This window comes from Caballeronia sp. LZ034LL, assembly GCF_031451215.1.
Lineage (GTDB): Bacteria > Pseudomonadota > Gammaproteobacteria > Burkholderiales > Burkholderiaceae > Caballeronia.
Genome location: NZ_JARUXR010000004.1, coordinates 834,051 through 848,331, shown reverse-complemented (window position 1 = coordinate 848,331; position 14,281 = coordinate 834,051). Strand labels below are relative to the sequence as shown.

15 protein-coding genes and 1 tRNA gene are annotated in these 14,281 nt (G+C 62.7%); 5 read left to right on the top strand and 11 right to left on the bottom strand.

Going from position 1 to position 14,281, the window contains the following annotated elements; all coding sequences use genetic code 11:
- Window position 1: 1 nt before the first annotated feature.
- Together QCE83_RS31270 and QCE83_RS31265 are read right to left on the bottom strand one after the other, a co-directional pair.
- Window positions 2–394, bottom strand: coding sequence for a VOC family protein (locus QCE83_RS31270; RefSeq protein WP_309820224.1), 393 nt, complete (start codon window positions 392–394; stop codon window positions 2–4).
- Entirely contained in the window at window positions 391–1,341 is a 951-nt protein-coding gene (locus QCE83_RS31265) for a 2-dehydropantoate 2-reductase (protein WP_309820222.1), read from the bottom strand. Before QCE83_RS31265 ends, QCE83_RS31270 begins: the two co-directional genes overlap by 4 nt.
- A 235-nt stretch (window positions 1,342–1,576) precedes the next feature.
- Between QCE83_RS31265 and QCE83_RS31260 the strand changes: the two genes are divergently transcribed.
- Window positions 1,577–1,653: transfer RNA gene (locus QCE83_RS31260), tRNA-Val, on the top strand.
- 105 nt (window positions 1,654–1,758) lie between these two features.
- Here the strand turns inward: QCE83_RS31260 and QCE83_RS31255 are convergent.
- From QCE83_RS31255 to QCE83_RS31240, 4 genes are all read right to left on the bottom strand, one after another.
- Entirely contained in the window at window positions 1,759–1,974 is a 216-nt protein-coding gene (locus QCE83_RS31255; RefSeq protein WP_309820220.1) for a hypothetical protein, read from the bottom strand.
- An 89-nt stretch (window positions 1,975–2,063) separates the two neighbouring features.
- A complete protein-coding gene (locus tag QCE83_RS31250; RefSeq protein WP_309820218.1) occupies window positions 2,064–3,404 on the bottom strand; it encodes a DUF3100 domain-containing protein in 1,341 nt (446 codons plus the stop codon).
- A 68-nt stretch (window positions 3,405–3,472) separates the two neighbouring features.
- On the bottom strand, window positions 3,473–4,984 hold the full coding sequence (locus QCE83_RS31245) for an aldehyde dehydrogenase family protein (RefSeq protein WP_309820214.1): 1,512 nt from the start codon (window positions 4,982–4,984) through the stop codon (window positions 3,473–3,475).
- A gap of 15 nt (window positions 4,985–4,999) precedes the next feature.
- Window positions 5,000–5,977, bottom strand: coding sequence for an NAD(P)-dependent oxidoreductase (locus QCE83_RS31240; RefSeq protein WP_309820212.1), 978 nt, complete (start codon window positions 5,975–5,977; stop codon window positions 5,000–5,002).
- Window positions 5,978–6,052: 75 nt separating this feature from the next.
- On the opposite strand from QCE83_RS31240, the gene QCE83_RS31235 reads away from it, so the two are divergent.
- Both QCE83_RS31235 and QCE83_RS31230 read left to right on the top strand, forming a co-directional pair.
- Window positions 6,053–6,961 carry a LysR family transcriptional regulator gene (locus QCE83_RS31235; RefSeq protein WP_309820210.1) on the top strand — a complete coding sequence of 303 codons (909 nt, stop codon included), beginning with the start codon at window positions 6,053–6,055 and terminating at the stop codon, window positions 6,959–6,961.
- A 33-nt stretch (window positions 6,962–6,994) separates the two neighbouring features.
- Window positions 6,995–7,486 (top strand): nucleoside deaminase, encoded by a 492-nt coding sequence (locus QCE83_RS31230; RefSeq protein ID WP_309820208.1) that lies wholly within the window; start codon window positions 6,995–6,997, stop codon window positions 7,484–7,486.
- Here QCE83_RS31230 and QCE83_RS31225 read toward each other — a convergent pair.
- Window positions 7,477–8,199 (bottom strand): DUF429 domain-containing protein, encoded by a 723-nt coding sequence (locus QCE83_RS31225; protein WP_309820206.1) that lies wholly within the window; start codon window positions 8,197–8,199, stop codon window positions 7,477–7,479. The genes QCE83_RS31230 and QCE83_RS31225 overlap by 10 nt on opposite strands.
- 113 nt (window positions 8,200–8,312) lie before the next feature.
- Here QCE83_RS31225 and hpaC point away from each other — a divergent pair, with 113 nt between their 5' ends.
- Entirely contained in the window at window positions 8,313–8,852 is a 540-nt protein-coding gene (hpaC, locus tag QCE83_RS31220) for a 4-hydroxyphenylacetate 3-monooxygenase, reductase component (RefSeq protein WP_309820204.1), read from the top strand.
- A 613-nt stretch (window positions 8,853–9,465) separates the two neighbouring features.
- Complete coding sequence (locus tag QCE83_RS31215; protein WP_309820203.1) at window positions 9,466–9,972, top strand: H-NS family nucleoid-associated regulatory protein; 507 nt, start codon at window positions 9,466–9,468, stop codon at window positions 9,970–9,972.
- Window positions 9,973–10,115: 143 nt separating this feature from the next.
- On the opposite strand, the gene QCE83_RS31210 is transcribed toward QCE83_RS31215, so the two are convergent.
- The 4 genes from QCE83_RS31210 to QCE83_RS31195 form a co-directional block, all read right to left on the bottom strand.
- Complete coding sequence (locus QCE83_RS31210; RefSeq protein ID WP_309820200.1) at window positions 10,116–10,520, bottom strand: VOC family protein; 405 nt, start codon at window positions 10,518–10,520, stop codon at window positions 10,116–10,118.
- A gap of 86 nt (window positions 10,521–10,606) precedes the next feature.
- Entirely contained in the window at window positions 10,607–11,032 is a 426-nt protein-coding gene (locus QCE83_RS31205) for an organic hydroperoxide resistance protein (protein WP_309821190.1), read from the bottom strand.
- Between the two features lie 196 nt (window positions 11,033–11,228).
- Window positions 11,229–13,040, bottom strand: a complete 1,812-nt coding sequence (locus tag QCE83_RS31200; RefSeq protein WP_309820199.1) for an alpha/beta fold hydrolase — start codon at window positions 13,038–13,040, stop codon at window positions 11,229–11,231.
- A gap of 640 nt (window positions 13,041–13,680) precedes the next feature.
- Window positions 13,681–14,076, bottom strand: coding sequence for a hypothetical protein (locus QCE83_RS31195; protein ID WP_309820197.1), 396 nt, complete (start codon window positions 14,074–14,076; stop codon window positions 13,681–13,683).
- Between the last annotated feature and the right edge of the window lie 205 nt (window positions 14,077–14,281).

Sequence of the window (14,281 nt, the reverse complement as noted above, 5' to 3'; positions counted from 1 at the left end):
CTCACGCCTCCGCGCGGGGATTGATTGCCAGCGCCTGAGCGACGCACGCGGCAGGTTTCGCCTGAATGAGTTCGACGGCGAGTCCGTCGGGCAGACGCAGCCAGTTGCGTCCTTGCGGCATTTCCGTGACGCCGAACGCCTGTGCTGCAGCAAGCGCCGCTTCGAGGTCTTCGCACATCACGCCGAGATGACCGAGGCGGCCTTCAGGTCCTTCGAAGCGCGGCTCGTTGATGAACTGCAAACCGCCCAGGGTCCAGTACTGACGTGGTGCTTCGCGCGTGCCATCGACTTCGCGCATCGTCATACCGAGGACTTCCTCGAAGAAGCGGATATGCCAGTGAATGTCCTTCACCCAGATGGCGACGTGCTCCAGATAAGCTTTCGGAACGCTCATTCCGCGGCTCCTTGTTTCTGACCATCCGTCATCGCGCGCTCGATGCCCTTGATGCAGGCGACGAGCGTTGAGTTCACCGGCGTCGGCACGCCGAGGCGTTCGCCCCAACGCACCACCGCGCCGTTGATGAAGTCGATTTCGGTGACCGAGGACTTTTCGAGGCTTTGCAGCATCGAGGTCTTGAATGCCGGAGAGAGGCCTTCGGCGGCCATGTTCCAGGCGTCTTCGGCATTGGCAATGGAGAGCCTGACGCTGGCGGCCTTGGCGGCGGCCATCGCTTCCTCGATGGCGGCGAGCGAGGTCGCTTTCAGAACGGGCTCGTCATAGAGCTGCCCGTACGTGAGACGGGTGATGCCCGTGATCGCGCCGGTCGCCACGTTGATCAGCAGCTTGTCCCACATCGTGCCGAAAATGTTGTCGCTGACCGAGGTCGTCAGACCCGCGCTGCTGAACGCTTCTGCAATCGCCTGCGCGCGGCTCGTGATCTGGCCATCGAGTTCGCCGATGATCGTGAGCTTCCCGGTCACGCCCGACTGGATATGGCCCGGCCCCCGCAACACGCCGCCGACATAAGTCTTACCGCCAAGCACACGCTCACGGCCGACGATCTCGCTGAGCACGTCTTCGTGACCCAGGCCGTTCTGCAAGGACAGCACGACCGTTTCCGGTCCCACGAGGTCGAGCGCGCCGCGCATTGCCGCGTCGGTGTGAAAGGACTTGACCAGCACGATCACGACATCGACCGTGCCGACTTCCGCCGGATTCATCGTGGCGCGCACCTTGACGCGGCGCGTGCCGCGCTCGTCGTCCACTTGCAGGCCGTCGCGCGACATGGCCTCGACGTGCGCGGCAAACCGGTCCACCAGCCAGGTCTCGTGACCGCCTTCCGTCAGCGCCGAGCCGATCGCGCAACCCAGTGCGCCGGCTCCGAGAAATGCAATCTTCATGAATGTCTCCTTGAATGGAGACGAAGATACGGTCCTGCACACATACTGACAATGCAATGGATTTAATAGCGACATTGCATGACGCAATAATGGGCTGGAGGGTCGAGCCGCCGCGCTCGATCAAAGAACGGGGTCAAGCGCGTTAGTCCGCTTCCCTGCCGCGCGTTTCTGGAAAATATTTTTGCGCGACTCTTCCCACAACGCGAAAGCTTCCTCTATAATTCGCGCCTTCTGTAGGCTCGTAGCTCAGTTGGTTAGAGCACCACCTTGACATGGTGGGGGTCGTTGGTTCGAATCCAATCGAGCCTACCAACGACATTCCCGAAAAAAAGCACCGCCGCGATCTTCATCGTGGCGGTGCTTTTTTCGTTGGCACGCGCGTCAGGCACTCACCGTGCACGCGAGATCCAGCGCTTGTTACTCCCAGCAATTCCGGAACGCGACCGCGGCAATGACCGGCACGGTGAGCACCAGCGGAATGGCGAAGTACGGTACTTCGAGATGAACGATCCATGTGTAGATCAGCCACGCGACGCCGAGCGCAAGCGTGGCCAGGCCGACGAGCGCCGTGAGCACGTTGAGCATGCGATGCGAGATCTTGCGGGAGCTTTCCTTGCCCGAGTGAGTGTCCATGGCAGCAGGCGCATTGAGGCGCGGTAAGAGACGTCTCAATTTTATACCGCCCTGCCCGCTGCCGTATCCGTTGCTGCCCGGCTTCCTGCTCAGATATGAAAGAGTTGGGCCACGAGCGCCGCACCGAGAAACGTTCCCGCGTTCGCCACGAACGACACCAGCACGATGCGCCAGCCAAGCCTTCTGAACGCCGGAATGTCCTTGGCGATCGACAGGCCCGCGAAAGTCAGCATGGGCGTGGTCACGCCGAGGAAGTCGTTCTGCGCGCTGAGCGTCGCGATCTGCGCGCCCCACGGACACCACGGCGAGGTCAGGAACATCGCGACGATCGACACCCAGCACACCGCCGGAATCTTGCGGCCCGTGGCCTGCGCGACGGCGTCGCCGACGATCGTCGCCAGCACCATGATCGCCATGCCCGGCAGGGCTTGCAGCGGTGTCGTGCCGTGCGTGATCCAGTCGGCGACGAGCGCCATCGCCGCAGTCACGCCCCACGCGAGCAGCTTGCCGCCATACCCGAGTTCGGGCGCGGCGGTCTTCACGTCGCCCAGTTGCGGCGCCGCCGTGACGGCCTCACTTGCGTCGGAGGCGCGGGTCTTGCGGCCGATCAGCGGTTCGAGCAGGTGATAGCCGAAGACCGCCATCGGCAGAGAGATGAAGAGCGTGAAATAGGTGCCGATGGTCGTCGTAATCAGATTGCTGGCCGCCGCGAAGGTCAGCACCGACTTGGCCGTTTCCGGGTCGTGTTGCGCGGCGATCGCGCCCGACGCGGCCGCCATCATGCTGCCTGACCCGACGCCCGATCCCATGGCGAGCGCGAGCGGATGAAAGATATGCAAGCTGGCGACGAAGCCCGCGAAGATCGCGATGAACACCGCGCCGAACACCGTGCCCGTCAGATATTCGGCGAGCACGCCGCGCCCTTCGGCGGAATCCATGCCGTATTTTTCGCCGATGATGGCCAGGCTCGGCTCACGTCCCACGGAGAATGTCGCGCCGATTGCCTCGCGCTTGATGCCGAGCAGCAGCGCGAGCGGCAGGCCCAGCAGGATCGTGCCGACGAAATGCCCGAGTTCCTGAAACGCCAGCGCCCAGCCGGCCGCCGCGAGCTTCGGCAACGCGCTGCCTACCATGAGACCGAGCTTCGCGACGAACAACAACAGCGCGGGCTGCAGAATCGCTGCCGCGTAGAACTGGCTGCGCACGTCGAGACGCGCCTCGCTGTTCCAGCGTTCGGAGACGAGTCCGAGCGCGGCGCCGAGGAGCAGCGCCCAGATCATCGGCAGCAGGATGACCTTGCCCGGACCGATCTTGAACGTGAACGAACCAATGAACTCGGCGATCAGCAGAATCACCGCCGCATAGAAAAACAGCTTCGCGGTTCTCAGGCCACTGCCTTGTGCGCTGTCCGCGCTCATTGTGCTTTGCATGCGCTTCTCCCGTGTACGTCGTTCGTTCGTATTGGCCCGTGCCGTTTTGCACGGCGCGGGCGGCAAGGTCACAGATAGCCGAAGGTTGTGGCCGGGTCCCTGGCAGTTTCCACCCATACGCTCTTGGTCTGCGTGTATTCGTAGAGCGCCTCGACGCCGCTCGACCGCCCATACCCCGAGAGCCCGTAGCCGCCGAACGGCGACGCCACGTTGATGGTCTTGTAGCCGTTGACCCAAAAGGTGCCGGCATCGACCTGTCCCGCCACGCGATGCGCGCGCCCGACATCGCGGGTCCATACCGCGCCGGCCAGGCCGAACTCGGTGTCGTTGGCGATCGCGACGGCTTCCTCTTCCGTATCGAACGGAATGGCCGCGACCACGGGTCCGAAGATCTCCATGCGCGCGACTTCCATGTCGTTCGTGACGCCGGCCAGCACCGTCGGCGGCACGAAGTAGCCCGTCTCCGAACGTTCGACCGTGCCCGCCGCGAGCGTCGCGCCCGCGCTGACGCCCTTGCCGATCATCGACATCACGTGCTCGTACTGCTTGAGGTTGTTGATGGGGCCGACTTCGGTGGCGTCGTCGAGCGGTGCGCCTACCTTGATCTTCTTCGCGCCCGCCGCGACCATCGCGACGAACTCGTCATACACGGCGCGCTGCACCAGCAGCCGCGAGCCCGCCACGCAGCTTTGTCCCGCGCCCGCGAAGATCGCGGCCTGTGCGGTCAGCGCGGCGCGCTTGAGATCGGCGTCCGCGAAAATGATGTTGGCCGATTTGCCGCCCAGTTCCAGCACGCACGGCAGCACTCGCTTCGCCGCGGCTTCCGCGATGCGCGCGCCCGTCGCCGGCGAACCGACGAACACCACCTTCTTCACCACCTTGTGGGCGACCGCCGCCTGCGCCACCGTGTGACCGAGCCCCGCGAGCACGTTGATGAGCCCCTTCGGCGCGCCGCCGCGCTCGGCCAGCAGGCCCACCACGAGCGAGGTGAACGGCGTGAGTTCGGAAGGCTTCAGCAGCACGGCATTGCCCATCGAGATGGCGGGCGCAACCTGCCAGCCGCAGGTGAACACCGGCGCGTTCCAGGGCGTGATCTGCAGCACCGTGCCGGCCGGCTCGCGACGCGTGTAGTTGAGATGCGAGGTCGGCACCGGAATGACGTCGCCATAGAACTTGTCGGCCCAGCCGCCGTAGTACTCGAACATCTCGGCGACCTTCGCCACTTCGCCGCGGCAATCGCGGATCGGCTTGCCCGAGCCCAGCGATTCCAGCCGCGCGATGGCCTCCGCTTCCTTCCTGACTTCGCGCGCGATCTCGAACATCACCCGGCCGCGCGCGGCGTGCGTGAGCGCCCACCATTGCTTTTGCGCACGCGCGGCGGCCTTGGCGGCCTGTTCGACGACGGCCGTGCCGCCATCGCGATAAGCGAGGCTCGGCTTGCCGGTGGCCGCGTCGTGAAGCTGGATGAGCTCGCCCGCGCCTTCGATCAGTTCGCCGCCCACATAAGAGCCGATGGTCTTCGCGTTCGGGAAGAAATGCGCGAAGGCCGCGAGAAGGTGTTCTGCTGCGTTGTGTTCCATGTCCGTCAAGTCCCCTTACTTCGATTCGATGAACTGCACGATGCGGTTGAAGTCCTCGGCGTCGCCGATGCTCGCCTCACTGGCCGCCCACAGCCGCCCTGCTTCCTTCGCGATGGGCGCGTCCTGATGAACGTTGTCGAGCAGCGCCATGGCGAGGCGCACGTCCTTGCGCATGAGCTTCATCGTGAAGCCGGAGTCGAACTTGTCGTTGAAGATCCAGGTGGGATAGTTGGTGAGCGTCGCGCTGTTGCGTCCCGAGCCGCCGTTGAGCGCCTCCACGAGTTTCTCCGGATCGACGCCCGCGCCCTGTGCCGCACGCACGGCTTCGCTGGCGGCGAGCAGATGCACGCCCGTCAGCATGTTGTTGATGATCTTGGTCACATGTCCCGCGCCCACCGGGCCGACATGCACGCGCTTCGCGCTGATGACGGCGAGAATCGGCTCGACGGCCGCGACGTCCGCGTCCGAGCCGCCAAGCACCATGGTCATCGTTGCCGTCGCGGCGCCTTTCGGGCCGCCGCTCACGGGCGCATCGACGAAGCCGATCCGGCATTCCGCGAGCGCCGCCGCCACCTTGCGGGTGCTGTCGGGATCGGCGGTGGTTGTATCGACGACGATCAGGCCGGCCTTGCCGCCCGACGCCACGCCGCCTTTCCCGAGCACGACCTCCTCGACGATCGCGGAGGTCGGCAGCGACAGGATCAGCACGTCGGCCTCGTTCGCGATGGCCGCAATCGAGTCGCGCACCTCCACGCCATCCGCCGCGAGCGCCGCGGCCACGCCGGGCGCCGCATCGAAACCGAGCACGCGATACCCGCCGCGCGCCGCCGAGCGCGCCATGCCGCGCCCCATGTTGCCGAGTCCGATCACACCTACCGTCTTCATCCGCGAAACCTCCGTCCGATGCGCGGCGCTTGGCGAGGCAGCCCTCTGCCCGCCGCTCCGCGCGTTGTGCATGGATGCCATGATCCGCCCGGCAAGCCGTATAACCAATCAGCGCCAATATTGGATGTGTTCTAATTTTTAGAACGGCACGTGCCGCGGAACAACGCTGAAGCCCTAGATGCCATGACCGACAATCTCACCGACAGCCGCATCGTCTATTTCTTCGAAGCAGTCCGCTGCGGCACGGTCCGCGCGGCCGCCGATTTCCTCAACGTCGCGCCATCGGCGGTCAGCCGCCAGATCGGCCTGCTTGAGAAGGAGCTGGACGCCGCGCTGGTCGAACGCCATGCACGCGGCGTGAAGCCGACCGAGGCCGGCCAGTGCGTGATCGAATATTTCCGGGAACAACTCGCGCACCGCGACGATTTGCTGTCGCGTCTCCAGGAATTGCGCGGCCTGCGCACGGGGCATGTGAACATCGTGCTCGGCGAGGGCTTCGTCTCGGACTTGCTGTCGGGGCCGATGCCGCGCTTTTGCAAGCAGCATCCCGGCATCAACGTGAATCTCGATCTCGGCGGCACCAACGACGTGATCCGCAAGATCTCCGAGGACGAGGGCGAGATCGGGCTCGTCTACAATCCGCCGCAGGAACCGAAGCTGGTGTCGCGTGCGATCAAGCGCCAGCCGATGATGGCGATCGTCGGCGCCCGTTTTCCACGACGCGAACGCAAGTGGCTGAGCGTGCAGGAACTCGCGCAATTTCCGCTGGCCGTCACGCATGCGTCGTACGGCACGCGGCAGATGTTGCAGGCAGTCGAATACGCGGAGAAGCTTCGCCTCGATCCGGTGGTGACGACGAACTCCATCGCCATTCTCAAGCAGTTCGTGAAGTCGGGACTGGGCATTACCGTGTTGCCCGCCTTTGCCGTGACGAGCGAGATGGAAGCGGGCGAACTGTTCGCCATCGACATTCCTCACCCCATTCTCGCCGATGCGGAAGCGCATCTCGTCACGCGTACCGGCAGAAGGCTTTCGGTGGCGTCGAACAAGATGCTGCAACTCATGACCGCCCATATGCGCGCGTTTCGCTAGGCTTCAGACACTTCAATTCAAGGAGAACCTCGCATGATCGACGATACCGACAAGCGCCATTTGCTTCGCTGCATCGACCTCGCGCAGGAAGCGCTCGATGCCGGCGACGAACCGTTCGGCTCTATGCTCGTGGCCGCCGATGGCCGCGTGCTGTTCGAGGATCGCAATCGTGTGAGCGGCGGCGATCACACGCGTCATCCCGAGTTCGCCATTGCACGCTGGGCTGCGGAGAACCTGCCGGAAGCGCAGCGACGCGACGCGGTGGTGTACACCTCCGGCGAACATTGCCCGATGTGTTCGGCCGCGCACGCGTGGGTCGGCCTGGGGCGCATCGTCTATGCGGCATCGGCGGAACAGTTCACGCGCTGGCGCGCCGAACTCGGTGCGACGCCTGGCCGCGTGCGTCCGTTGGCTATCCAGGATGTGGTCGACGACATCGCCGTCGATGGACCCGTGGAAGCTTTCGCCGAGCGCGTAAAGGCATTGCATGTGGCGAGCTATCGGAGAAGCACGGGTCAGCAGTAGATGGCCATCGGGATGCCGGAGGCATCGGCGTCAGGCGGATCGGACAAGCGCAGCGCCGTTCCCGCCGCGATACGGCGCGCGCTCCACAAGACCGCGAAGGCGTCGAGCACGTCGTCCCGCGAGGCCTGCGCGGGACGACGCTCGGACAATGCGGTATCAATGGCGCTGCCGAAGCATTTGACCAGCAACGCATGACGCAGCGCGAATCCCGCCGCATGCGCCTTGCTTTCGCGCAAGCCATGCCGCGGGCCCCCATGCTCCATCGCCAGATGCATGAAACTCAGCTCGGGATGAACTTCGAAGATGCGCGAGCGCGCGGCGGCATGGCGGTGCAGGAGCGCATCGACTTCGCCGATCTTCTTGCCGATATGAAAGGCTTGAATGGAAATGCGCTTGCCGCACGCGGCCTGGTTGATCGCACAGGCATCCTCGTAGCTGCGTGCCGATAGCGCGGCGCGCGTCGGCGGCGCGAAGACCGAGCTCGCACGCGGACGTCCGAGCAGCGCGCGCGCTTGCTTGTCGCAGGCACGCACGCCGTTCGCCGACAAACCGATGGGGATATCCATCGCGACGATCGCGTGCTCCCGTTCCCAGTCGAGCAGCAGGTCGAGGCGATCGATTACATGGGTCGAGATGTCGCCGGTGCTCGCGTGCTGCCGGACGACGAACCATCCGCCCTTGCAGCCGTCGATGCCAAAGAGATCGATATTCATGCCGTAATCGTAGCAAGCGCGGATCTTCATGCGTATCTGTGCGGCTCAGCGCGGACTGACCGGACGCCGCTTGCTATACAGACAGGAAAGACGAAACGAACAGGAGAGGCGTCATGTCCGCTCAGCCCGGCCGAGCAGCAAGCGAGGAAATCGAACCGGTCCGCAAGCAATTCCGCCAGGCCATGGCGCATCTCGGCGCCGCCGTGAACGTCATTACCACGGCCGGCGCCCATGGACGCTGCGGCATCACGGCAAGCGCGGTGTGTTCCGTCACCGATGCGCCGCCTACCCTGCTGGTCTGCATCAACCGGTCGAGTTCGATGCACGCGGCGTTTGCAGGCAATCGGCACGTGTGCGTGAATGTATTGCCCGGTCACTTCGAAGAAATGGCCCGGCACTTTGCCGGCCTTACAAGACTCTCGATGGAAGAGCTCTTCTCGTTGCCGGTGTGGGATGAAGGCGCGCACGGTGTCCCCGTATTGCGCGATGCGCTTGCGAGCCTGCAAGGCACGATTGTCGAGGCCAAGGAAGTGGGCTCCCATTCGGTGATGTTCGTCGAAACGACGACGATACGCGTGCGCGGCGACGGCGATAGCCTGATTTATTTCGACCGCAATTTTCATCGCGTACCGCGTGGCTGCACTGCACTGTAATCCGCTGCCGTCATGCGCTTGCCAATTAAATGATTACCGTATTTGCTTTGCGTTCTTCCCGTAGCCTGCTTCCTTAGGTGTTAAACACCGTAATGATGCGTAATGAATTGTGAGGTATTCGGGATGTTTTGGATGAAGCGTTGCAGCACTGCCGGGGCGTGGGTCGCCAATAAGCATGCAAGCATAATCGGGTCTGGATTGTTTCTGAATTCCGCAAAGAGAAACAAAGCGCAGTCTGTCCTGTTAGCCATGGCGAGGCCTTGGCAACACGGCGCCGGCACCGGGTTCCGATAACTTCTGAGGCGCCGGACCCGCATGCGGAGCCCTGAGCTGCCAAGCTTTCGTCAAGCACGCGCTTGCTCGTTGAAAGCCGGCGACTAGCGCCCTGTCGCTTCTTATGTTTGCTTCACGCGCCTTTGACCCGTCGAGGACCGGATAGCCGCGAAGTACGGAATGCAAAAAAGATGCAGCGAGTTGGCCTGCCAAAAGGTTTAACAAGTCCGCTTCTTATATCTTTAAATGATTCTTTTCATGCGATCGAAGTCTATTGCCTCTAGCGTATGACGCATGCGCATGGCATAGTTCGAAAATACAAATCGATAGAGGAAAGTCCATGCCAACGCTCGAGAACATTCAGGCACGTATCGAGGCACTGCAGGCGAAAGCCGAATCGCTACTTGCCACGCAATCGCAAAGCGCGCTGCAAAAGATTCACGATCTGATGGCGCGCCATAATCTGACAATTTCGGACATCGAGAAATTCACCGGTTCACGAAAGAGATCAGGACGCGCGGCTTCGTCCAGCAAAGCCTCCGTCGTTGCTTATCAGGACCCGAAGACGGGTGCCACATGGAGTGGGCGGGGCCGCGCGCCGGCATGGATTGCCAAGGCGCGGGACCGCAGCAAGTTCGCGGTAACAGGCGCTGCGTCGGGCGCGAGCAAGAGCAAGAAGCGCGCGGCCACGAAGACGAAAGCCAAAGCCAATGGCAAGGGACAGCCGCGCGGTCCGCAACCTGCCCTTTATCGGGATCCGCAAAGCGGCGCCACCTGGAGCGGCCGCGGCCGTGCGCCGGCATGGCTGGCATCCGCCGAAGACCGTACGCCGTTTCTTATCGGCTGACTTTATTCACTGAAGCGGATTTGCAGCGGCATGGTTTGGGAGACGGCTGAGTTCAATCGTGGAGTTTACTCGATTGTTCGGCCGTCTCTTTTTCCACGTGGCCCGCTTTCAAGAGATCAGTCGTTACGTGACTGCTTCAACGTTCATTGAACGCGCGGATCGAAGTCGAATTCCACCCGTATGCCGCCCGGCTCATAAATCATCATGTGCCGTTTCGGTCCGGCGCCGAGCAGTTCAGGCGGAAACTCCACGATGACACCCGGCCACGCCGAGACGCGTTCGAGAATCGCGTTGAATGCCGCTTCATTTGCGGCGCGCAAGGCAATATGGTGAAGGCCGACATTCTTGCGGCGGTCAAAGGCCGTCGGCGGTTCTTCCTTGGCTTGCCATAACGTCAGCAGCGCGTTGCCATCCGAGACGAATACCGCCGGGTAATCCGGCTTCTCGCCCACCACCTTCCAGCCAAGACATTCAACGAAGAAATCGCGCGTCGCCTCGAGATGGCGCGCGGTCAGCCCGATGTGATCAATTCCGATTGTCAGCGTCATCGCTTCCTCCGGATGATCGGGGTGAGGCCGGCGTCCCGCTCATGAGTGCCATGCCTCGATGCCCCGAAAGGACCTATGAGTCAATCTCAGGCGAGCGTCAATGTGACGTCGATGTTATTGCGCGTCGCATTGGAATAAGGACACACGATATGCGCCTTGTCGATCAGCGCCTGAGCGGCGGCGCGATCCATGCCGGGCAGCGAGATCTTCAGTTCCACTTCAATGCCGAAGCCATTTGGAATCTGACCGATGCCGACGTTGCCGTCGACAGCCAGGTCTTTCGGCAAATCAATCTTGTCGCGCGCGGCGACGAACTTCATCGCGCCGATGAAGCATGCGCTGTAGCCGGCGGCAAACAACTGTTCGGGATTGGTGCCGTCTCCGCCGCCTCCGCCGAGTTCCTTCGGCGTGGTCAGGCGCAGATCCAGATTGCTGTCAGGGATGTTGGCGCGTCCATCGCGGCCGCCGGTGACATGGGCATGGGCGCGGTATAGAACCTTTTCGATCGACATCATCAGACTCCTGGGTTGGGAAGCAAAGCGAGCCTCGCGCATGATGCAAACACGCGGGCTTCGCCAAGAGGAATTTCGCTGGAACAGGAACACCGCCGCATGCGGCGGGTTCTGCTATGGAAGGATACGCAAGACGCGCGAAGCTCGCTGGAGCTTCGCGCGGAGAAGGGAATTACCGAGGGAGAACAGTCAGGAATCAGAGCACGACGGGCTCTCGCCCGGGAAACATCGCATCCGCGACGGTCGCCCTCGTTTCCTTGACGACGCTCTCGCACAGCGTCACCACCTGGCTTGAACCGCTCGGCATGAAGAGCGAGTGATCCGCGTCGGAGAACACCGCCATGCGCACCGACGGAAAGCGCGACAGGCGCGCCCCGCCCTTGCCAAAGTTCGCGGCGATCAGGTCCATGCCCGCATCGTAGGCGCCGTAGATGAGCACCGTCTTGACATGGCGGGCATCCAGCGCCCGGATCATCGGGCCAGGCTCGGTCGCGAGTTCGGGCGGCGTTTGCGTCAGACGGTCGAGGCGCAATACATCGACGACCCGCGAGCGGACGCGCGTCATCATGTAGCCCGACACGAAACGCAGTACCCGCTTCAGATCTTTTTCACCGCGCAGGATCGCTTTCCATTTCTGCGGATCGAGCATCGAGAACGCATAACCTGCCATCGAGTTGCGCGTGGACTGGCGCAAGGCATCGGGCGCGATATCGGCGGGCTTCTTGAAGGTCGGCAGATTCACCGTGACCACGCCGGTGATCGAGTCCTCGATCAACGCGGCCTTCAACGCGTGATAAGCGCCCGAGCACACGCCGAACGAGAAGATCGACTTGTATCCCTGGCGCGAAAGCCAGCGCGCGGCGGTGGCGGTGTCGTCGGTCGCAACCGAGTTATAGATGCGGCCGAATGCCGTATCCGATTGCACGATCCCCGAGACTGCCGGACTATCGCCGCGGCCGCGTGCGTCGAAGCGCAACGAGGCGACGCCGCGGCGCGCGAGTTCGCGTGCAATGCGTACGGAAAGCCTGCTGTCGCCCACCCGCGAGCTGGCCGACGTATTGGCGATCAGGAACACCGAGCCGCGCGAGAGGCCCGTGCGCGGTTCGCACAGCACCCCGAAGAGCCCTTCTTCGCCGATGCTGACCGGCCGCTCGATCGCTTCCGATGTTTCTATCGTCAGGTCGGGCCACGCTTCTTGTGAGATCACTGCTTCAGGCGGCGTGCCCTGCTCCTGAGCGGCGTCGCGCGTCATCCATTGCACCGCTTCTTCGAAGGCCGCGCGTGGCAGCGCATTGAAGGCCGTTTCCTGGATGAAGCCGAGCAGATCTTCGAACGGCGTCACATCTGCTTCGACGCCGCGTTCCACGAGGGCATCGCGCAACGGATCCTTGCCGCCCGCCCGCACATTCATGATGAGCGCGCGGCGCGCGGGTACGGCAGCGGCGCGCTTCACGCTGGCGACGAGATCGATTTGTTCGAGCGAGCGCTTGAATTCGTCGCTATAGATCTGACCCAGCACGTTGAGCGGCTCGGCGGACTGCTGCATCTCGCGCAACGGCGGCGCGAGCTGATCCAGCCAGGTCTTGCGTACGATGTTCAGCTCGCGCATGTAGGTGCGCCCGCTCGACACCGGGGCGAGCAACACCAGATCGTCCACCGGCTTGCGCAAGGCCGCCTCGAGCGCAAATGCCGCGCCGACGCGAAAGCCGCACAAGGTCAGGTGGTCGATACCCGTGGTCTCCTTGAACCAGTCGATGGCCGCTTCGACGTCGTCGACAGACGAAGCGAACTGGTCGGGCGCGCCATCGGCGCCTGCCGAGTCGCCCGTTCCCCGATAGTCGAAGCGCAGCACCCACAAGCCGCGCGCGGACAAGGCATCGGCGAGATGCCGCATGCCGCTGTATGTCCATACGTATTCGTGGCCGTATGTATTGCAGAGCAGCACGCCGCGCGTGCCTGTCCCTGCATGCAGCCATCCGAAGCGATTCCCGAATACAACCGGTCTCATTAGATCTTTTCCTCGTCTCTGGTGGCGCGCAATTCGGCGAGTCATGTCCCCTGCCGGCAAGTCTCGCCTTGACATGTCAGGCCGTCAACGTCTCTGCGCACACAACCGTGGAGGTGCGAGTGCGCAATCAACGTTCCCGGATGCGAAAATGGCCCGCTGCATGTCAAACCGGTTCACCGCTAATCCAGGAGTGCCATCTCATGGATTCCAACCGGCTCTACTCGTCGCGGGTTCGCGAGGTATTGAGGCGATTATATGAATCGCTCCCGCTATCACGACATTCGGTCCGCAAATTGTGCCCAAAGAAGCTATCAAATGGCGCTTAACGCGGGGGCTTGTGTTTGGCAGCGCTCATTCACGCATGAGGAACAGTAAGCCTTTCGATGCCTGGCTTTCGAATGGGTTTCATCGTCAGGGAATTCATGGCGGAAGGCATGGGAAACCTGCAAGCGGCGCGATGTGATCACGCGCTTGAAATCATGGTAAACACTGAACCGGACTGACGGTCCGGTAAGGGCATGGTGCAAGTGCCGCGAAATGCGGGCCTTTGCAAAGGAGGAAAGGAACGCTTGGCCACTCCGTTCGCTCGAGCGGAGTAATGCGCTGTGACGCATGGCCTTGCGCGAAGGTCACATCGGATTCAAGCCGCTTGCCGGCCCCGCTCTTCGCCGATGAGGCGTGCATGCGCGTACACCCGGTCTCGTTCACCGGCCACGAGCGTGCGTTTGTGCGCGAGTGTCTGCCGATGATATTTCGGGTCGCCCATCAACTGCACATATTCGCTGTGACGATGGCGCAAGTAGCGCTGGAAGAACTCCGCGCCAGGCAGGCCGCTGTCGAGCGCCATCAAAACGCCATAGTCGATCTCGCGCACATCGCCCAAGGTCTTGATGGCCGATTCGAGCGCGGCATAGCGTTGTGCCAGTGGAATGCTTCGTTCGCAGAGCGCATGAAAGCGCTGATAGGGCAGCACGTGTCCGTGCGATGCACAACGCCATAACGCTTTCGCGAGCCGTTGACTGAGTTCCGTTTCCACGTTTCCTCCCGCTGATTGAGCGGATCGTATGCGTGCGACAACTTCACCTTCATCCGGGTCTGCAATGACGATGACCGATTGCCTTGGAATTCACCTGCAACGTCAGGAGATACGCGCGACATTCGACATCCAAGCGAGCCCTGCTTTGCGCATATCGCCAAGAAGCCGTGCTGATCTGAAGCGTGTTATGTAATGCCGGCGATGT

Coding starts and splice junctions, on each gene's coding strand:
- QCE83_RS31215 (WP_309820203.1), top strand. CDS start 9,466: ATGCCAACGCTCGAGAACATTCAGGCACGTATCGAGGCACTGCAGGCG.
- QCE83_RS31245 (WP_309820214.1), bottom strand. CDS start 4,984: ATGGAACACAACGCAGCAGAACACCTTCTCGCGGCCTTCGCGCATTTC.
- QCE83_RS31230 (WP_309820208.1), top strand. CDS start 6,995: ATGATCGACGATACCGACAAGCGCCATTTGCTTCGCTGCATCGACCTC.
- QCE83_RS31235 (WP_309820210.1), top strand. CDS start 6,053: ATGACCGACAATCTCACCGACAGCCGCATCGTCTATTTCTTCGAAGCA.
- QCE83_RS31265 (WP_309820222.1), bottom strand. CDS start 1,341: ATGAAGATTGCATTTCTCGGAGCCGGCGCACTGGGTTGCGCGATCGGC.
- QCE83_RS31205 (WP_309821190.1), bottom strand. CDS start 11,032: ATGTCGATCGAAAAGGTTCTATACCGCGCCCATGCCCATGTCACCGGC.
- QCE83_RS31225 (WP_309820206.1), bottom strand. CDS start 8,199: ATGAATATCGATCTCTTTGGCATCGACGGCTGCAAGGGCGGATGGTTC.
- QCE83_RS31250 (WP_309820218.1), bottom strand. CDS start 3,404: ATGCAAAGCACAATGAGCGCGGACAGCGCACAAGGCAGTGGCCTGAGA.
- QCE83_RS31200 (WP_309820199.1), bottom strand. CDS start 13,040: ATGAGACCGGTTGTATTCGGGAATCGCTTCGGATGGCTGCATGCAGGG.
- hpaC (WP_309820204.1), top strand. CDS start 8,313: ATGTCCGCTCAGCCCGGCCGAGCAGCAAGCGAGGAAATCGAACCGGTC.
- QCE83_RS31210 (WP_309820200.1), bottom strand. CDS start 10,520: ATGACGCTGACAATCGGAATTGATCACATCGGGCTGACCGCGCGCCAT.
- QCE83_RS31255 (WP_309820220.1), bottom strand. CDS start 1,974: ATGGACACTCACTCGGGCAAGGAAAGCTCCCGCAAGATCTCGCATCGC.
- QCE83_RS31270 (WP_309820224.1), bottom strand. CDS start 394: ATGAGCGTTCCGAAAGCTTATCTGGAGCACGTCGCCATCTGGGTGAAG.